We start from the raw sequence: 18,680 nt of genomic DNA, 5'->3' as shown, positions 1-18,680 counted from the left end.
CCCTGCGAGATCCCGACTTCGAGCTGTACGACAACGTGGGCCGCGACGGCGACCAGATCGCCGCCGCCCGCTACGGCATCGCCACCGACCGCGACCTGCTGCGGTGGGCCAGGCGGGACGCCGAGCCGTTCGTGGCCGAGCACCCGCTGCCCGAGCAGCCGCTGCCAGCGCCCGACCTCGGCCCCTATCTCGATGCCCTCGCCGCCGCCGAGATCCCCGCGCAGGCCAGTGCGGTTACCCAGCGCCTGCTGGACGCCGCCGCACCCGTGCTCGAAGCGGTAAGTGAATACCTTGTGGCCGCCGCCCGGTGGCGGGGCCAGAACCGCGGAGCGGAGCTGGGCTCACCGCCCAAGATGCTGATGAAGGCGGCCAGCGACAGTCTGTCGGCCCTGGCCCTCGGCCACCAAGCGGACCTGGCGATCCTGCGCGCCGAGTACGACCCGACACCGCCCCCGCCCAGCCCGGCCCCGGGCCGCACTGCGCGCTGCCTCCCGCCCGCACCGCCTGGCGCACCGCCCACCGGCACGGCCCCGGGCCGCTGACCCCCATCTCCGGAGGCTCTCCTTCTGTCGACCCGTTCCTTCATCGCCCGCCCCACCACCAGCGGCTATGACGGCATCTACGTCCAGCTCGACGGCCAGCCGAGCGCGAAGCTGCCTCTGCTCCTCGCCGCCTTCCGATACCGCTTCGAAGGTGACGTCGAGGTCATGGTCCAGCACCTCGTCGATGGCGTGGCCGTCGGCTGGGACGAGCTGGGCACCGACCTCCTCGCCGGCGCGCCACCGCAGGTCGTCACGGCGCTTACCGGCGGCGAGCAGTGGCCCAGCCGCACCCTCGACCACCTGATCACCCCAGACGGCTCCCCGCCGGTTCGTATGACGGTCACGGAACAGACCGCCGCGGACCAGGACGTGCAGTGGGGCTATGTCCTCCGCTCCGAGGGCATCGAAGTGATCAGCGTGCCCTACGCCGACGCCGGTCCGGTCATCGGCTGGGACACCGACCCCCGCACCCGCTTCAGCGACCATCCGGCGCACTGGCCCGCGCCCACGCCCTCCCCGCTCGCCACCTCCACGCCGACGGCCCGGCCCCCGCAGACCGCTCGGGCCGCAGCCTCGCCACAGCCCCGCACGGCCGCCCGCCGCTAACCCACCAGCCCCCGCACACTGGAGACCTCGCCCTGCCCACCCCCCTGATCACGGTCGTCATCGCCACTCGCCTGCGCGAGGACCGCCTCGGCTTCCTGACCGCCATGCACCGCAGTCTCTGTCGGCAGACCGTGCCCTGGGAGGCCGTCATCGCCCTCGACGGCGTCGGCCCCGAACGACTGCCGACAGCGCTGGCCAGCGATCCGCGAATGCGCACCCTGTCTGTGCCGCGGCCCGTCGGCGCGGCCTCCGCCCGCAACCTCGCCCTCAACCTCGTCCGCACCCCGTACGTGAACTGGGCGGACGACGACGACCTGTTTCCGGACCATGCGATGGCCGCCCGGCTCGGCGCGCTGGAGCAGGCGGGGGTGGGCTGGTGCGCCGGGTGGAGCGAGGACCTCCACCCCGACGGCACCACCACGCTGTGGCGGTGCCCGGCGCCGCCCGGCCGGCACGAGGCGGGGGATGTATGGACGTACTGGCGCTCACCGGCCGACACCATCCCCATCGGACCGACCACCATCCTGGCCCGCACCGAGCTGGTGCGCGCGGCCCCGATGGGCGGCCTCGTCCAGGGCGAGGACTACATGACGGCCGTCGGCATCACCAGCCTCGCGTCCGGGATCCTGCTGCCGCTGCCCGTCTACCGCTACCGCAAGCACCCCGGCCAGATGACCGCCCAGCCGGGATACGACCAGCTGGAGAACGCTGCCCGCGAGCACGCCTGGCAGTACGGCCGCAGCCTGCGCTCACTCCTGCACCGTGAGGTCCTGAGTGGCTGACGCACAGATCACGCTCGCCTACAGCCGGAATTCCGGCGTCGTCGCCATCGTGACCGGCGAGCAGTACAAGTCCGCAGAAGGCGCGCTGAACGATGCCGGGTTCCGCCGGGGCGAGGCCGGGGTGTACCGCGTGACCCACGCGGACGAGGCGGCGGCCAGAAGCACCCTGGCCCACCTGGCCCAGCGTGCCGAGGCGCGCGGGATACAGGTGACGGCCAGCAGCCGGCGCTTCATCAGTGATGCCGCCCAGGACATCGCCCGTTGCCTGCCCGGCCAGTGGGACACGCAGGTCGAGATCTACTCCCACCCGGTGTGGCAGGAAGACCTCGTGCCCTACTTGTGGGACAGCGGCGAACTCGCCCGAGTCGTGCGGACCCACCGCATCCCCTACGCCGCCACCCTCACCGACCCGGTCTCGGGCACCACCTTGCTCCTCGTCGAACGCCCCGACCATCAACCGGGCTACCTCGTCGGCGCGTTCGCGCCCGAGCCGTTCGGTGAGGGGTTCGACGATCCGTACGCTCCTCGCAGCGTCACCTTGTCGCCGTTCCCTGGCCGCGCCGCGCAGGTGATCACCCTGCGGTACCTGCCCGCCTACGACCGCGCCGTCCACGAGCGCCGGATCGCGCAGGTGGCCGAGGCCCTCGATCTCATCCAGTCGGAGTGGGACTTCTGGAAGCAACTGCGGATCGCCACCGAGCCCGGCGGGGCGTTGGGGGCCGAACCGCCGGTGTTCACCACGGCGGCCGGCGGCTTTCTGGACAACGCGTGGCGGGAGTTCCTCACCGTCCTGGACCACGCCCCGGCGCTGCTCGACCAGTGCCGTCCCGCGACCAGCCTGTGGCCGCAGGACGCCGAGGTGCTCGACCAGCTCGCCGCCGCGCTCCTCACCGCGCAGCAGGTACGCGAGGACCTGAGCAGCGGCGTTCCGTTGGCTCGCGCCGAGCACTACGCGCAGACCGGGCCGGCCATCGAGACCTGGCTCGCCCACCGCCGCCGGTTTCTGCGCCAGGCCCGCGCTGCCTCCCCTCGCCCACGCCCCACTGCCGTCCTTCCTCAACCGCCCCGCCGGCACCCGCCAGGCCAGGCACGCCACCGCTGACGGCACCCGATTCTTAAGGAGACCCGACCTTCTTGGACCCTGGTACTCACTTCGCCTTCGGCACTCATCCCCAGCACGGCTTCGTCGCCTCCTTCACCGCCACGATGCCCGCGCACCTGGCCCACTGGTTCCTCAGCCGGGAGCAGTTCGAGCCCATCCCTGACCGTCCCGGGCTCTTCCGCCTCACCGAGCCCGAGCGTGACGGTCCGCGCCGCACCCGCCAAGCCGTCCGCGACCTGCGGGCCCAGGGCTACTCGGTGTCCGCCGACATGGGCCTGGACCCGGACGCACCGGCCGATGCGCCGCGTCCGGTCCGGCGCCACGCTGTCTCGGATCGTCGCGCCCGCATCGCACAGGCCGCGGCCATGCGCTCCCCCCAACGCCGTGTGGCGCCGACCACCACCGCACCGGCTGCGCGACCGATCCCGCCGAAGCCCACCTACGCCCCGACCGTTCACCTGCCGACTGGACGCTCCCGATGACAGTCGGCGGTGACACGATCCGCATCACCCGCGGGCGAGGTGGCGAGGTCGAAGTCACCGGAACGATCGACGCGTTCGCCCGGGACATCTTGATCCGAGCCGGGTTCCTCTTCTTGCCGGCCCTGCGCGGGCACTGGATACGGCTGCCGTTCGACCTGGGCCAGGGCTGGGAGAACGAGCACGCGGCCTGCGCGGCGGACATGCTCACCGCCGCCCGCTACCCCGTGCACCTCGACCCCGACCTGCGCCCTCACCCACCCGGCCAGGAGGCTCCGGCCACGCCAGCACGGCCGCCGGCCATGACCGCCCAAGCGCCGCCCAGCCGGCCACCCCGCCACTGAAACCTTCCGCCAGGAGAACCCGATCTCTGACACCACCACGCCCAGCGCGGCGAAGCTCGCCGAGCGGGCACGCGGTTTCCGGCTGCGGATGGCGGTCATCGACCGTGAGAGCGAGACCGCACTGGACGCCACCCGGGACCGCTATGGTCGTACTGTCCACCACGGCGCTTCCGCGGCTGCCCGGAGCCGCCGCACCCGAGCTGCCCTCGCCACCTACGCCACGCACGTCGCCGAGCAGGGCCACCAGCTGCTTCACGCGGCCCGCCGCAACCTCGACCAACTGCCCTCGGCCCCCCACACTGCGGCCTGGCGTGACCTGCTCGATGCCCTCGCCGCCTCCCACACCGAGATCACCCGCGTGCTGGACCATCCCGCCGCACCCGGATCGGCCGGCGAACGCGAGCAGCTCACGACCGTGTGGCCGCACCTGGCTTTCTGGGCCGATTACGGCTCCATCGCAGCCGACCTCGCCGACCAGCACCATCACCACGGCCCCCAACTGTCCAGCGAGGACAAACGCCTGTGGACCGAGAAGGCCCGCGCTGCCCGACGGCGGGGCGAACTGGACCCGATCGAGTCCTGGTACGCGGCCGACGGCCGCCTCATCACACTCGCCTATCTGGTCCAGGACGACACCTCCACCGTCATCGCCCTGGCGGGCGACCTTGATACGGCGGGCTGGGAGGTGATCGGGCACTACGACCACGAATCGGCCGCCAGCCAGGCCCTGCCTCGCGCAGTCCCTCCCGGAGTCTTGCGGCCGGACGCCGCGTCCCGCTTTGACCGGCCCGAGCCCATGCCCGAGCGGCCAGTGCAGGAGCTGCTCCAGGAGGTCATCGAGGCCCGCACCGCCGGCGAGGTCTCCGAGGCCCTGCTCACCGCCACGCAGCAAGGCTATGAATCCGGTCCCTTGGTCCGGTTGGAGCGCCTTCTCGATACCGCGGCCAGCTTCTCCTACGCCCTGGACACCGTCCGCGGGCAGCAGCTCGGCGCCCGGCTCGACGCCCTCGGCCGGCAACTCGCCTTCCTCACCCGCGAGGTGCACGACGCGGCCGAGGATCTCGCCGCCACGGTCGGCGTGCTGCCGCCATACCGCACCCCGGTACCACCGCGGATAAGGCCCCGTCCCGCCCTGACTACCACACCTCCCGCATCGCCGCCCCGCAGCACGGCCGTCACCCGCCGAGCGTAGGGCCGCCCGCGGATTCGGCGGGCCCCTTGCACCTTCACTCACACACGACCCGCTCAAGGAGATCGATCTATGGCTGTCCGCACGAAGTGGACCGTCGAGCACGCCTGCGGCCACGAAGTCATCCATGACCTGTCCGACCGCGCCGCCGACCGGCGGGCCGGGTTCGCCCGCTGGCTCGGCGGACGGGACTGCACCGACTGCTGGAAGGCCACCCGCAGCAACGACACCGCCTCCAAGCAGGAATGGCTCGCCGCCAAGCGGGCCGAGGAACTGCGGGCCGCCGCCGAGTGGGCCAAGAGATTCGACATGCCGCTGCTGGAAGGCCCCGAGAAGGCCCTGGACTGGGGCGAGCGCTCTCGCCGTCAACTGATGTGCGCTGCGCACACCGCGCTCGTCGTCGAAGGCACCTGGGACGAGGCTGACTGGGCGGAGTTGGAGGAGAAGGCCCGCACCATCACCCGGGCTGGCTGGTGGATCGACCAGCGCGACGCAGACGGTGCCGACCTGCTCGAACTCCTCGACGCCGCGACGGAACACGATCGCGGCACGGAGAACCCGTTCCGCTGACCCCCACTCCGCGATGCCAGGCCGGTGCGGATTTGGGCGACCCTCACCCGAATGGCTGATCAACTTTGACGGAGAGGCGCTGGGGACTGTCGGCACCCGGCGCATCGGAGCGCCGGCTTGAGCAGGGGTTCAACCTGCGGGAAGAAGGTTCTGGTAGACGCGCTGCCGGTGAAACACCTACGCGCCAGCGCCTCACAAATTCCTCAGGGCCCGACAGCCGACTTTCCAGCCCAGCCACCCAAACGGGTGATGAACCAAATTATCCCGCCGAATATTTCGATCGACAGAAGCACAACGAAACCCCGGAGCGAAGATTTGCGATCAGATTCAACACCAAATGAAATCACATCGAAACAGGATCACTGAAAAGCCAACCGAGAGAAAATTCGCGGATCCCCGGCGGAATCAATTTCAGTGGTAGAGTCTTAAGCGTCATCCACAACGAGGACGGGGCCTGCCGAGCCGTCCAAGCAGCGACAGACCCCATCCGGGTCGGCGTGGACGACGCGGGAGCCCGCCGCACGCGGCGGGCTCCCGGCAATACGTCCTGGCCAAGCCCGCTACAACCCGATCACATGGGCGATTTCCACGATGACCAGGCCGAGCCGCGCTACGAGTTCCACCGCCTCCAGCCATCGATTCCGGTGCGCCCGCAGGCGACGCCAGAACGAGGGCCGCTCCGGCTCCTCAAGCGCATCTTGACCAGCACTCTCCACGTCCTTCACCCCCTTCCCGATGTGAGTCTCCCCCGGAAAAGGTGGGCAGGCTTAACGTACCACCTGCGACAGGGGCCATCTCACCACCCGGCGAGGAATACCGCGTATAACTTGCCGCACCGCCCCCTCCGGTGGGTAAATTAGCGAATACCGCCCTCCCGACATCGAAAACAATGCCAGCTTTGGGCCGGATAGAACTCCGCAGGTCACGCGCCCTTTTCTGCACGCCTTAGGCGTCAAGCATCGATCCCAACGAACGAGTCCCGCCACAGATCGCCATACCAACAAGGTCGATGTGACGTGCGCCACAGAGAGTGACTGTGTAGGTCTTCTGTGCCGGGGTGCGCCGTGGTCAGCAGCTCGCCGAGACGTCAGCCGGCACCTACGTGTGGACTACGGACAGGTTCGCGGGCGGACAGCGACCATCACAGCACAGGCGACTCCGGCCTGCTCAGCTCCAAAGACGCCGCGGTGCCGCAGAACCGGGGGACAGGCAACCGGTTCAGTCGAACCGGGCGGAACATAGCCGCAGATCGCCGGTTAGCCAAACCGGCGATCCTGCGGACCATTGATCCTCCCGCCGCCACACGCACAGCGTGGAAGGATCCGCATGCTCCCACCGTCCTGGACCCCGCCGTCCACCCCGGCCTTCGCACCGACACCCGATCCCCTCACCCCTTGTCGGGACATCACCCATGGGCACTTCGAGGCCGGCGACCAGGTCGTGGTCATCAAGGGTGTGGCGGGGGCCGAGCTGTGGGGGGATGCGATGCAGGTCGTCGCCCCCTCCTGGCACACCCCGACCGACGAGGACGGCTGGCGGTTGCGCGACCCCAACGGGGGAGCGCAGACGTTCATCACCGCGCACCCGCGTTACCTCGTGCACCTCTCGCGCCGCTGCCCGGCCTGCATGATCTACCTCCGCGCCATGGGGGGTCACTTGCTGCCGAAGTACGCCGACCACGCCGACGCGGTCATCGACTGCGGGTGGTACACCACCACGGCGCTCGGCCAGCTCGTCCATGTCGCTGACGCCCGGGGCGGCCGGTGATACTGCCTCTCCGCCGCCCCGGCCGCGCCTCCACACTGGCGCGCGCACGGACCCAGGCCACCAGGGGCACCTCGTCGTTCTGGCCAGCACGCCTGGCAGCCGACCTGCTGCGACGGCTGGCATCTCAGGCCCGCCGCATCGAGCAGGACCTGCGCGTCACCACCGTCACGTCCGCATCCGACGACCGGCAGGTGGCCAGGGTCGTGCCGACCGCGTCCGCTCAGCTCGCCACCGTCCTCGCCCAACTCACCGACGAGCGGTCCGGTCCGCTGGCCACCGTGCGCGGCCTCATCGAGCACACGGCGTACCGCGCATCTCTCCAGCCATGCACCGGTCCCGACACCGCGCACGAGCTGGAGCTGATCGCCCGTCGCATCTACGGCATCCAGCAGGACCTCGATGACACCGCTGCCCGTCTGACCACCCGCTCCAAGCGGTCGACCGCAGCGCAAGTGGTACCGGCCGCACGAGCCTATGCCCGGCACTCACCTTAGGAGAAACCTTCCCCTTACCTCTGGCCGACCGCGCCCTGACCATCCGCCGCGACCCGCACTCCGAGGAAGTGCTTGCCCGCGGTGGCGATCCGGGATCCCACAGCGTGCTTCAACGGGCGGGCTTCGTGCCCGTCCACCGCCTCCACGAGACCTACCACCGCGCTCCCGCCGGCCTGGCGCAGGAAGAGGAGAACCGCCTGGCCACCGAAGCCGTGGCCCGGCTGCGGGCGGTCGGCTACCACGTCGACTGCGACCCGGTCTTCGACACCGACCGTCGGCCCGCCCAGTACGAGCCGCTGGGTGCCTCGGTGGCCCAGCTCGCCGACCGGATCCGACAGGCGACCACCACAGAGGAGGTCGCTGAGATCCTGACCGAGCTGACTGCCCCCTGCGACGGCATCCTCGATGCCGTCGGCCAAGTCCTCACTGCCGCAGCTGAGTTCCACGACGGCCTTGGCGCATCGACGGCCCCGTACACCGCGCGACGGCTGCGCTACCTCGCCGAGGAGCGCCTCGCCGTCGTCTGCACCGACCTGGTGCACACGCGCAATGACCTCGCCGACCGCCACGCCCCGCACCCCAGCCGCGTCGCGTGCACCCAAGAGGTCCCCACTGACGAACGCGAACGGTCCGCCGTGTGTGCCTGCCCACCTCCACCGCGCGCCATCCCGGTCCCCCCGCCCGTGGCCGCCGGACCGCGCCGCTGACACCACCCCCTCCCTGCCAAGGACTCCATGCACCACCACGAAGACCCCGAGCGCCTCGCCTCCTTCGCAGACGTTCTCGCCGGTGAACTCCCCGGTACCTGGGGCAGCACCCACCACTCCGCCACAGACCAGGACGCTCTTGCCGAGCTGGCCGACCGCGTCTGGGACCTGGACCTCGTCGCCGAATCCCTCGCCGCGCACCCGTTGCGCCAGGCGGCCGTCCTTTCCCGTCCGGACGGCGCCCAGCTCGTCATTCTCGACCGGCACGACGAGCGCGACGGCTTCCTCATTGCCGCCGTCGCACCGCGCGGCCTGCCCGACGAGGCGTACCGCGGCGTGCCCGAGCCCAATGGCATCGCGGTGACCGACGACCCTTTCCTCGTCGCAGAGCAGGTCGCCGGTGACCTGCTCGCCCGCTACGACACCGCCCTGGCCCGCGTCCGCTACAACGCCCTGGGCGACATCGTGCCCTCGCAGCCGGACCGGGTTGTGCTGACCTGGCAGCCGGACGGCAGCCTCGCCGCCGCCCCAGTCGGGGACACAGCCGCGAACGTGCTGGCCGCCAACGGCTTCGTCAAGGAGGAACAGACCGGCGTGTACCGGCTCTCCGGCGACGACACCTACAAGCAGGTGCGTGCCGTCCGCGAGAGCGGCCGGCAGCTGCGCGCCCACGGCATCGGCACCGCACTCCAGCACCCCTCCGGCCGGATCGCCCCCACTGCCACGGCGCCGGCAGCCCCGCCAGCCCCGACGGCGTCCCGGGCGTCGGCGGCCCGGACACGATGAGGGAGGTCGAGCCCCGCTTCGGTGCGCGTCCGTAACGACGTCGTCGCAGGCCCACCCAACCGCGTCCGGCCCTGAGGACGCAAAGCCCAGCACAGCGTCCCGCGCCGCAACCGCTGAAACAGGAGAGTCATGGGCAACCGTGCCGACGAGTACGGCACCGACGTCGAGATCTACCGCAGATGGCTGAATCCCACCATCTACGCCGAGACTCCGACCGGCGCGCCCGCGAAGCTGCTCGACCAGCTCGACCAGCTGGGCTTCGAACGACACCAGTTCCCCACCCCGGAGCCCGTCTACATCTGGCACGAGGTCCCCGCACACCTCGACAGCGCCGAGCAACTGCGCATGGCGACCCGCGCGATCCCCTCCCTCCTGCTGGCCGGATACCAGGCCAACTGCACACCCGGGGTGTTCGACGAGGCCGCGTACCAGCAGGCCGTGCACGACATCCGATCCGGCACCTCCCGCCAGACCACCCACCCCCCGGGCCCTCCCGCCACCTCCCGGCGTGCCGCGCCCACCCGACGTACTCCGTAACACGGCGGGCCCCAGCCGGGGCCCGCCCCCACCCCAAACCGCAACCACTCGGAGAAGCCGTAACTCCCCGCACACCACCGCCGATGAGCCGGCGCCTCAGCCCCCGCTTGGCGACCGCAGTGTTCCGCCGCTACCTGCGCGCCTGCATCCCAGCAGGTCCCGACCGCACCTGTCTTCTGGCCGGTGCGCGCCCCGAGGCCGCCCTCAGTGAAGCCCGCCGGACCACCCGCCCGTAATCCCGATCTACCGCCTGGAGGAGCATGCCGCACCCGACACAGAACACCGCCCGACTGACCGCCGAGATCACCCAGCGGCTCGCTTACCTTTCCAACGATCTGCACCAGCTGCCTGCCGACGAAGCCGTCCAGGTCATCGCGCGCATCCTCAACCCGGATGACGGCATCCTCGGCGCTTTCACCCAGCTCGTAGAAGCCGGCTCTCGCCTTGCCCAGCACCAGGCCGAACGCGGTGCGCTGCCGGCAGAGGTGTGGCTGTCCCTGGGGCGGGCCGCGAACGAGCTGCACAGCATCGGCCTGGACCTGGACGACCACAAGGACACCTTCGTCCAGTTCGGCACACAGGCGGGCCTGGCAGCGAGCAAGCCACCTGCCCCCGCCCCGCTGGTCGCCCGGCGGCGCCGGTGAGGAAAGGCCAGTGGCAGGGCTGGGGAGCGGGCGAGCAGGCCGAGCAGCACTACCTCGTCGAACCGCGGGCGCTGGCCGGCGGTGGGGACATCCGTCACGTCTCGGAGTTCCTTCGCGCCTCCGGCTGGCAGGACAAGTCCAAGAAGGGCGGCCCTCTGCTCATGGAGAGCCCCGACCGTGCGGTCCGTCTCTCCTACGATCCCTACACCCAGCCCGGCGGCTGGACCATCCGCAGTGCGGCACAAGGCAATCAGGCCGAGTGGTGGGCGGTGATCGGCCGGCAGGCGCCGGTGGAGATCGTCGCGGGACTGACCGACGCTCTCACCCGCTCTCGCTCCGCGCACGCCCCCAACGTGTGGGCGCCCCTGCAAGAGCAGCACTGGCACACGCAGTTCGAGGGCCCGCACTACACGGCGACCAGCCCGGACGGTACGGCGTGGATGCACTTCCGCCAGGACGGTGACGGCAACGCCCTGTGGTGGTCGGGCGCCAGGGACGAGCGCGGCAACGGCTGGACCGCCCAGTTCGCTCCCAGCACCCCGATGCACCTCGTCCAAGCCTTCTCCGCCGCGCTGGCCTCTCCCGAGCCGGTGATGCGGCCCCGCGGACGCGTTCCGCACAGCACGAAGATCCGGACCACCTCCGTGTCCGTCCTGCCCTCTCAGCTCGGCGCCTGGCAGCAGGCCCGCATCGCCGCCGCTCGCGCCGCCACCTGGGCCTGCAACTCCGTCCGCAACCCACGTCCCCGCACCACGCCCCGACCCCACGCCGGTGCCGGCGCCTTCCGCGCCCACCGCTGACCCGCACCAAGTAATTCTGTGCCCGACCTCACCCCGGACAGCATCCACGCTGCCACCGAGACCCTCGCCCGCCTGACCGAATACCTGCGCCAGGACCCGGACCCTGCCGAGGCCCTCGTCCTGGTCGAGCCGTTGCTGGATGAGTACACGGGCCTTCCCGTCCAGCTCGCCGACGCGCTACGTGCCCTCGCCCGCACCGTGCAGACCCACCGCCCGGACACCCTGCTGGACCATAAGGTCGACCTTCTGGTCCAGGAACTGCGCAGTGCCGCCTGGGAACAGACCGACCAGCACACTCTCCACTACGTCATCGACGACCTCCGCACCTTGTACGCCTCCTCCCAGCCGACGCGCACGTTGGGGTGCGGCTCGTGCCGTTGAGCGGACAGCAGCTCGAAGAATTCGCCAGGAGGCATGCCTGGCGCATCCCGTTCGACACGAGCCCCTGTCACCTCGCCGGTCCCGGCGATGCCCGCCATGTCACCCACGGCCTGGCCGCCGCCGGATGGAAACGCACCTCCGACCCGCTCAGCCCCGAGATCGTCATGAGCAGCCCGGATCAGCGCTACCGTCTCGACTTCGTCCCGGAGTCCGGCATGTTCGCCTGGTGGCGGCTGTGGGCCGGATCCACCGACACAGAGCCGGGCTGGACCGCCACGTTCGGCGAACTCGTGCCCGCCGAGGTCCTCGCCGGCTTTACCGACGCCCTCGTCGTCCCCGCACCCACCAAACACGGCGGCCCGCTGGACGTGGTCGACGCTGCCGGATGGCTCCTCGACGAACGCGACACGGCCAGTTCACCAGACGCTGCCTGCCGTCTCGAACGGCGCTCGGACTCGCTCCTGTCCTGGCAGGTTGAGGTCCACGCTCCAGACCGCGGGCGCCACAGCCCCCGGCTGTGGCACGCCTCCTTCGACGACCGCACGCCCGGCCACCTGGTCAACGCCTTCCTCACCGCGCTCGTCGACCCCACCCCGCTCCAGCGCGGCATGGGCGACCGCACCGCCCACTACAGCGCCGTTCAGACGCCCAGCCCACTGCGGCCGGAGCAGATCGTCGAGGCACACACGGACCGTCTCAACAGCATCCGTGCCACGGTCCGTGCCGCCCGCCGGCAGAACAGCAGACCCAGCACCTCCCGGGCGGCGCCCACCGCCGCGCGGCCTGCCGCCCGCCGCTGACCCCGCGAAAGGACACCCCTTATCTCCCGCCCGCACGCTCACCGCGAGTTCCTGGACCACCTCGACGGCTACATTCGCGAAGCCAAGAAGATCCTCGACGCCTGGAACGTCTACTCCGACGAACACACCGACCTCGACGGCTGGCCGTACGACGACCACGCCTACGGGCTGCGCCAGCAACAGCGCGATGCCGACACCGCCGCGGCGTTCGAGAACCTGCGCGCAGGCGCCCAGCACCTGCTGGACACCGCCGACGCGCAACTGCCCCTCGTGCCCGCCGGCACCGCGCAGACCCGCTGGATCTACCAACTCGGCGTCCTGCGCGACGCGCTAGAACGCCTGACGACGCTGCACGAGGAATGGCTGCGTACCCGCGACAGTCTCCTGGCCGACGCCCACCCCGGGACAAAGGTCTTCGACGCCGCCCTTGCCGAGCACCACGCCGAGTGCTGGAGCTACCTCGACGACTGGGCCACCCACGGTCACGTCATCGGCGAGATCAACACCGCTGCCCGGCACGCGCCGTCCCCGCTGGCTCCCGCGCCCACCATGCGACCAGCCCGGGCAACTGGCCGCACCGCGGCGGCACGGAGGTGACGGTGCACGACGACCCTTCCCAGATGGTCGACGTCGACTTCATTGCTCCACGTCACCTGGCTGGCGGTGGTGATCCCGCATGGATCACCGTCCCCCTGCACCGCGCCTGCGGCTGGAGCCACGGCCACGACCCCCTGATGCCGCGCGTCATCCTCTCCAGCCCCGACCAAAAGGCCCTCCTTCGGCTGGAACCGGACCCCGACGGCCACTGGTGGACACTCCAGCACGCGCCCACCGAGGACCGACCCGCCTGGTACGCGAGCTTCGGCGCCCGCACTCCCGTCGAGATCATCGCGGCCTTCACCGATGCCCTCACCGCGTCTGCCGCCGATGCGGCAGACGCCTGGGACCCGCTGGCACCCCTCCACGAGGCGGGCTGGTCGCCGATGTTCCATCACAACAGGCTCGCCTCACCCGGCGGCACGGTACGCGTCGACCTGCACGAGGCGAGCGGCACCTGGTGGGTGACCACCACCCTGGGTCAATCCCGGCCTCCGGTATGGCAGGCCCACTTCGGCGAGCACACACCCGCGCACCTGATCACCGCGTTCACCACCGCGCTCACCGACCCACACCCAGTAGCGCGCACCGGCTCGGTGCTCAGCCTCCCGACCCGCAACCCGGACCTCGTGACCCACACCCGCCAGGAAGTACCTGCCGCACAGGTCGCCTCCGCGCTGGAGGACCGCGTCCGTCAGCTCACCGCCCGTCACGCGGCCCCGGCGGCACCGCCCGGCATTCCCCCACGGCCATCCGCCGGGCCCGGCCGCACCCGCTGACTCCCTTGTCCCCGCACCGAAGCACGTAGCCCTTTGCCTCCTGCCTCTGCCAACAACTCCGACGGCTACGACATCGCCTTCCGTCTCCTGATGGGCGTCCTCGCCGTCGTCGTCCCCCTGTCCCACCTCGCCTGGCTGTCCGGCAACATCACCGCCTGCCTCACCGGGCACGCCTGGGCGTCCTACCAGCCGACCACCGCCCTGCTCCACCCCGACCAGCTCTGGCCGAAGGCCGGGGAAACGTCCCTGCTGATCGGTGCCCGCGTCATCCCCGTCACCGTCCTTCTCGCCCTCGTTGCGACGGCCGGCCTGCTGTGGGCCCGGCACAAGAACAACGGCGGCGGCCGGAAGAAGAAGATCACCGGCATGGCCAAGCTGAAGGACATCGAGCCCCTGATGGCCGAGGCGATCACCGACAAGGCGCGCTCCCTGCGCCCGAGCCTGAAGACCGCCAAGCACATCGACGCCCGCGACACCGGCATCCTCCTCGGCAACCTCCAGGGCACCAGGCACGAGGTCCGCATGGGCTACGAGGACGTGGCCGTCGCCATCATGGCGCCGCGGTCGGGAAAGACCACCTCGCTGGCGATCCCGTCGATCCTCAACGCGCCGGGACCGGTCCTGCTGACCTCGAACAAGGCGGCCGGCGACGCCTACACCGCCACCCTCGACGCCCGCGCCGCGGTGGGACGGGTGTGGTCGATGGACCCGCAGCAGATCGCGCATGCCGCCCGCGAGATGTGGTGGAACCCGCTTGCCGACGCCAAGACCCTGGACGGCGCCGGCCGCCTGGCCGGTCACTTCCTCGCCGCCTCCGTGGACGCCAGCCAGCAGGGCGACTTCTGGTCCAAGGCCGGATCCAACATCCTCTCCCAGTTGTTTCTCGCCGCCGCGCTGGATGAGCGGCCGATCACCGACGTGATGCAGTGGCTGGCCTTCCCCGCCGACCGCACCCCGCTCGACATCCTGCGCGACCACGACTTCACCGCGGTCGCAGCCCAGCTCAAGGGCACCGTGGAAGGCCCGCCCGAGACCCGCGACGGCATCTACGAGACCGCCCGCCAGTACGCCGCCGCCCTCCTCAACAGCGAGATCGCTGCCTGGATCACCCCGCAGGAGGACATCCCCGAGTTCCGGCCCGCCGAGTTCGTCACCTCCACGGACACGCTGTACCTGCTGTCCAAGGACGGCGGCGGAGGCGCATCCGCCCTGATCGCCGCGTGCGCGGACTCCGTCATGCGGGCCGCGACCGCCCAGGCCGAACGCGCCGGCGGACGCCTCGACCCACCGATGCTGGCGATCCTGGACGAGGCCGCCAACGTCTGCAAGATCAGCGATCTGCCGGACCTGTACTCCCACCTCGGCTCACGCGGGATCATCCCGATCACGATCCTGCAGTCCTACCGCCAGGGCCAGAAGGTCTGGGGAGACGCAGGCATGGACGCCATGTGGTCGGCCGCGACCGTCAAGGTCATCGGATCCGGTATCGACGACCCAGACTTCGCCGACAAGCTCTCCCGCCTGATCGGCGACCACGACGTCGAGACCACCTCCACCTCCACGTCCGAGTCCGGAAAGTCGACGTCCGTGTCGATGCGGCAGGAGCGGATCCTGCCCGCCGACGAAATCCGCGCCCTGCCCAAGGGCACGGCCCTTGTGTTCGCCACCGGCATGCGCGCCGCCATGCTCGACCTGCGCCCCTGGTACCTGGAGCCCGGGGCCGACGAACTGGCCGCCGCATCCGCCCGCGCCTCCAAAGCGATCACCGCCCGTGCCATCACGAAACACGCACCCAGTCAGGCCGACTTCGGATCGGCAGCATGAGCAGGACACGACTAGACGAAGCCTACGAAGTGCAGACGGGCGCCGATGCCAGATGTTCCCTCGGGGACGGCCTCGTCACTTGCCGCCCCAATGCGGATGCATCGAAACGGAACAAGTTCGGGCTGGCCACGTGATACTCGACCTCTTCGCGGGGCCGGGCGGCTGGAGCCGAGCACTGGGTATCCTCGGAGTTCGCGACGTCGGCCTGGAATGGGACGAGTGGGCCTGCAAGACCCGCGCAGCCGCCGGTCAGTTGACGATCCGGACCGACGTGGCGATGTATCCGACCGAGCCCTTTATCGGCCGCACGAGTGGGCTGATCGCTTCCCCTCCGTGCCAGGCGTGGAGTATGGCTGGCAAGCGCCTCGGTCTGGTGGATCAGCCGCTGGTGCACGCGGCGGTCAAGGACTTGGCCGCCGGGCGGGACACCCGCGAACGCCTCCTCGCCGCGTGCCGTGACGAGCGCTCCCTGCTCGCCGCCGAGCCGATGCGTTACCTGTACGCCCTGAACACGGTCAGCGAGCCGGAGTGGGTCGCTATGGAGGAGGTGCCGGACGTCCTGCCGCTGTGGAAGCAGTACGCGGCCGTCCTACGCGGATGGGGCTTCTCGGTCTGGTGCGGGATCCTCAACGCCGCCGACTTCGGAGTTCCGCAGACGAGAAGGCGGGCGATCCTGCTCGCCTCCCGGGTCCGTACGGCACAGCCTCCCACGCCGACGTACTCCCAGGTCGAGGAGCCGGAATCCCTGTTCGGTCCAGGCCGCGCCCGCTGGGTCAGCATGGCCGAGGCCCTGGGATGGGGCGCGACCGACCGGCCCGTCCCAACCGTCTGCGCTGGCGGCGGACCCGGCGGCGGACCCGAACCGTTCCCCTCTGGCTCGCGAAAGACGCTGTCCGACGCCCGGGAGCGCGGCACCTGGGTGTCCCAGCCGGACGGAGTGGTCCTGCAGTCCCGCCGTGAAGGAGCCGGTTGGGCTGCCAGGCACGGCACCCGCGAAGACCGCGCCGCCACCGCTGCGCCAACCTTCACCGCCGAAGCACACCGATGGTCTTGGTCCCTACGTAGCAACAACCAGACCAACGCCACCGTCCGCCCGCTGTCCGAGCCGGCAGGCACGCTGTTCTTCGGACACCGGGCGAACGAGTGCACCTGGGTCGCCCAACCGGTGTCGGCTCCGGCCAATGACACGGATGCGCCAGCGGTGCCGGACCGAATCCGGATCACCGCCCGCGAGGCTGGCCTCCTGCAGACCTTTCCCGCCGACTACCCCTGGCAGGGCAACAAGAGCCAGCAGTTCTCCCAGATCGGCAACGCCATCCCACCCCGGCTGGCCGCCCACCTCCTCGCCCCGCACCTGAACGTCCACCTCAGCCTCGACGATTTCACCTTGGCCGCCTGATGCCCCACTACCCCACCACCGAGGAGAGCGACGACCACGAGGACGTGTCCGACACCCATCCGCCCCAGCCGGCGTACTTCGCCGAGCAGGCCCTCCTCGGCGCCCTCCTTCTTGAGCCTCAGCGTCTCGCCGACGTCACCGGGATCGACGCCAGCTCCTTCTCCGAGTACGCCCATGGCGTCCTGTTCGCCGCAATCCGCGGCCGGCCAGCCCCTGACCCGGTCCAGCACACGCTGGACACCAGTTGGCTGAACGCGGTGCTCGCCGCCGCGCGCGAACACGCACGTGGACTGACGGCCTCCTACCTGCACACGCTGATCCAGGTTTGTCCCTGGCCCCGCCACGCGTCCACGTATGCGCGAATGATCGAGACCGATCACGCCCGGCGTACCTTGCGCGCCCACGCCATGTGCCTCGTGCAGACCGCGAGGGACGACACGCTCCCGCACCCGGTGCCCGCCACCCTCGCCGCAGCCGACGCCCTGGCCGGCGCCGTGGACGAAATCGCCGCGCGGTTCCCAATGCCCTCCGGTCTCCTACAGCGCACCCCCGCACTTGCGCCCATCGGCACCCTTCCCAACACCGGAAAGGTGGCCGACGAGGAGTGGCTGCTGCTCGCGACCGCGACGGCACATCCTGCTGATGTCGAGCAGATGCGGTGGCTGACCGCCGACGACTTTTCGCAGCCCTTGCAGGCTGGCCTGTGGCAGAGCCTGACCGCTCTGGCCTACCGACGAGCCCCCGTCGACCCGATCACGGTCCTGTGGGAGGCCCAGCAGCGCGGCCTCCTCAAACCAGACGTCGAGCCGGCCAAACTGCTCGACCTCCTGGCATCACCGGCGGGTTCCCCACAGCACTGGGGTGAGCTGATCGTCCAGCGATCCCTCCTCACGACCGCGCACCAAGTGGGCTGTCACGTCCAGGCATTGACCGACGACCCGACGACCACCCCGTATCAGTTCATCATCGGCGGTCGCCGCGCACTCGCGCGTCTATCCTCCGTGCGCACCCGTTGGCACCAGGCCACCTCACCACCGTCAACGGTCAACCGCCCACGCGACAGGACGACATCACCACCTAGAGCCAGCCCACCGCGGACAACTGCTCCGCCGGCCACTCGCATCTCCCGCTGAGCCCCAACCCGACATGGTCAACGCCTGAAGGGTCAGCCACCGGCAGAAGCGCCTAGCATCAACTCCACCGCGAGCACCAGCGGATCGCCGAGCCTCCTGGGCATTTCACCGAGGACCAGCTGGTGGGCAACGAGCCTGCCGACGAAGCCCTGGAGGACCAACTCCTGGCGAGCAGAAGCCGCTACTCGAAACCTCGGTCATCACGATGACCTGATCGAATCACCGCCCTGGGAAATTCGCCCTGTACCAAGACGGTGTTCCCCTCCTGTAGCTGCTGACAGCTCTCCAAGGAACAACATGGGTCAAATTCATTGCCTTGCCGGGGCCTTCCCAAAAGGCCCCGGCATCTCCTGTAGAGAACTAGCCTGCCCTCTAGGCAGAAGGATGTGGGATCAGGCCATCGCTCGAGTCCGGCCTT

23 protein-coding genes are annotated in these 18,680 nt (G+C 70.3%); 22 read left to right on the top strand and 1 reads right to left on the bottom strand.

Features of this window, described 5'->3' with window-relative positions; translation table 11 throughout:
- The first annotated feature begins 35 nt into the window (after positions 1-35).
- The 8 genes from AQI95_RS39395 (at position 36) to AQI95_RS39360 (ending at position 5,614) form a co-directional block, all read left to right on the top strand.
- Positions 36-542, top strand: a complete 507-nt coding sequence (locus AQI95_RS39395) for a hypothetical protein (RefSeq protein ID WP_244189010.1) — start codon at positions 36-38, stop codon at positions 540-542.
- Between the two features lie 165 nt (positions 543-707).
- Complete coding sequence (locus AQI95_RS39390) at positions 708-1,148, top strand: hypothetical protein (protein WP_425264961.1); 441 nt, start codon at positions 708-710, stop codon at positions 1,146-1,148.
- Positions 1,149-1,192: 44 nt separating this feature from the next.
- Positions 1,193-1,930, top strand: a complete 738-nt coding sequence (locus AQI95_RS39385; RefSeq protein ID WP_079071846.1) for a glycosyltransferase family 2 protein — start codon at positions 1,193-1,195, stop codon at positions 1,928-1,930.
- Entirely contained in the window at positions 1,923-3,032 is a 1,110-nt protein-coding gene (locus AQI95_RS39380; protein WP_067135553.1) for a hypothetical protein, read from the top strand. The genes AQI95_RS39385 and AQI95_RS39380 overlap by 8 nt, the downstream gene beginning before the upstream one ends.
- Before the next feature lie 32 nt (positions 3,033-3,064).
- Complete coding sequence (locus tag AQI95_RS39375; protein WP_067135551.1) at positions 3,065-3,514, top strand: hypothetical protein; 450 nt, start codon at positions 3,065-3,067, stop codon at positions 3,512-3,514.
- Positions 3,511-3,855 carry a hypothetical protein gene (locus tag AQI95_RS39370; RefSeq protein ID WP_067135549.1) on the top strand — a complete coding sequence of 115 codons (345 nt, stop codon included), beginning with the start codon at positions 3,511-3,513 and terminating at the stop codon, positions 3,853-3,855. Before AQI95_RS39375 ends, AQI95_RS39370 begins: the two co-directional genes overlap by 4 nt.
- 88 nt (positions 3,856-3,943) lie before the next feature.
- Complete coding sequence (locus AQI95_RS39365) at positions 3,944-5,047, top strand: hypothetical protein (protein ID WP_067135546.1); 1,104 nt, start codon at positions 3,944-3,946, stop codon at positions 5,045-5,047.
- A gap of 69 nt (positions 5,048-5,116) precedes the next feature.
- A complete protein-coding gene (locus AQI95_RS39360; RefSeq protein WP_067135544.1) occupies positions 5,117-5,614 on the top strand; it encodes a hypothetical protein in 498 nt (165 codons plus the stop codon).
- A gap of 560 nt (positions 5,615-6,174) precedes the next feature.
- On the opposite strand, the gene AQI95_RS47630 is transcribed toward AQI95_RS39360, so the two are convergent.
- Positions 6,175-6,339, bottom strand: coding sequence for a hypothetical protein (locus AQI95_RS47630; RefSeq protein ID WP_159056668.1), 165 nt, complete (start codon positions 6,337-6,339; stop codon positions 6,175-6,177).
- A 601-nt stretch (positions 6,340-6,940) separates the two neighbouring features.
- Between AQI95_RS47630 and AQI95_RS39355 the strand changes: the two genes are divergently transcribed.
- From AQI95_RS39355 to AQI95_RS39290, 14 genes are all read left to right on the top strand, one after another.
- On the top strand, positions 6,941-7,381 hold the full coding sequence (locus AQI95_RS39355) for a hypothetical protein (RefSeq protein WP_067135543.1): 441 nt from the start codon (positions 6,941-6,943) through the stop codon (positions 7,379-7,381).
- Positions 7,378-7,875 carry a hypothetical protein gene (locus AQI95_RS39350; RefSeq protein WP_067135541.1) on the top strand — a complete coding sequence of 166 codons (498 nt, stop codon included), beginning with the start codon at positions 7,378-7,380 and terminating at the stop codon, positions 7,873-7,875. Before AQI95_RS39355 ends, AQI95_RS39350 begins: the two co-directional genes overlap by 4 nt.
- 20 nt (positions 7,876-7,895) lie before the next feature.
- Positions 7,896-8,582: a hypothetical protein gene (locus AQI95_RS39345; protein WP_067135539.1), complete on the top strand. Its 687-nt coding sequence runs from the start codon at positions 7,896-7,898 to the stop codon at positions 8,580-8,582.
- A 27-nt stretch (positions 8,583-8,609) separates the two neighbouring features.
- Positions 8,610-9,368 (top strand): hypothetical protein, encoded by a 759-nt coding sequence (locus tag AQI95_RS39340; protein ID WP_067135537.1) that lies wholly within the window; start codon positions 8,610-8,612, stop codon positions 9,366-9,368.
- Positions 9,369-9,497: 129 nt separating this feature from the next.
- Complete coding sequence (locus AQI95_RS39335; protein ID WP_067135536.1) at positions 9,498-9,905, top strand: hypothetical protein; 408 nt, start codon at positions 9,498-9,500, stop codon at positions 9,903-9,905.
- Between the two features lie 260 nt (positions 9,906-10,165).
- On the top strand, positions 10,166-10,549 hold the full coding sequence (locus AQI95_RS39330; protein WP_067135534.1) for a hypothetical protein: 384 nt from the start codon (positions 10,166-10,168) through the stop codon (positions 10,547-10,549).
- Complete coding sequence (locus AQI95_RS39325) at positions 10,546-11,349, top strand: SPDY domain-containing protein (protein WP_067135532.1); 804 nt, start codon at positions 10,546-10,548, stop codon at positions 11,347-11,349. The genes AQI95_RS39330 and AQI95_RS39325 overlap by 4 nt, the downstream gene beginning before the upstream one ends.
- Positions 11,350-11,367: 18 nt before the next feature.
- The gene (locus tag AQI95_RS39320) at positions 11,368-11,730 is read left to right on the top strand and encodes a hypothetical protein (protein WP_067135531.1); all 363 of its coding nucleotides are present in this window, start codon (positions 11,368-11,370) and stop codon (positions 11,728-11,730) included.
- Positions 11,721-12,530 carry an SPDY domain-containing protein gene (locus AQI95_RS39315; protein WP_067135679.1) on the top strand — a complete coding sequence of 270 codons (810 nt, stop codon included), beginning with the start codon at positions 11,721-11,723 and terminating at the stop codon, positions 12,528-12,530. Before AQI95_RS39320 ends, AQI95_RS39315 begins: the two co-directional genes overlap by 10 nt.
- 270 nt (positions 12,531-12,800) lie before the next feature.
- Positions 12,801-13,127: a hypothetical protein gene (locus AQI95_RS49465; protein ID WP_244189009.1), complete on the top strand. Its 327-nt coding sequence runs from the start codon at positions 12,801-12,803 to the stop codon at positions 13,125-13,127.
- 23 nt (positions 13,128-13,150) lie between these two features.
- Complete coding sequence (locus AQI95_RS39305) at positions 13,151-13,906, top strand: SPDY domain-containing protein (protein WP_067135677.1); 756 nt, start codon at positions 13,151-13,153, stop codon at positions 13,904-13,906.
- Between the two features lie 33 nt (positions 13,907-13,939).
- A complete protein-coding gene (locus AQI95_RS39300) occupies positions 13,940-15,730 on the top strand; it encodes a type IV secretory system conjugative DNA transfer family protein (RefSeq protein ID WP_067135528.1) in 1,791 nt (596 codons plus the stop codon).
- Positions 15,731-15,860: 130 nt separating this feature from the next.
- On the top strand, positions 15,861-17,129 hold the full coding sequence (locus AQI95_RS39295) for a DNA cytosine methyltransferase (protein ID WP_067135526.1): 1,269 nt from the start codon (positions 15,861-15,863) through the stop codon (positions 17,127-17,129).
- Positions 17,129-18,262, top strand: a complete 1,134-nt coding sequence (locus AQI95_RS39290; RefSeq protein WP_067135525.1) for a DnaB-like helicase N-terminal domain-containing protein — start codon at positions 17,129-17,131, stop codon at positions 18,260-18,262. Before AQI95_RS39295 ends, AQI95_RS39290 begins: the two co-directional genes overlap by 1 nt.
- Positions 18,263-18,680: the final 418 nt, after the last annotated feature.

The sequence above is a fragment of the Streptomyces yokosukanensis genome, assembly GCF_001514035.1.
Taxonomy (GTDB): domain Bacteria; phylum Actinomycetota; class Actinomycetes; order Streptomycetales; family Streptomycetaceae; genus Streptomyces; species Streptomyces yokosukanensis.
This window is presented reverse-complemented; position numbering and strand designations above follow the sequence as displayed.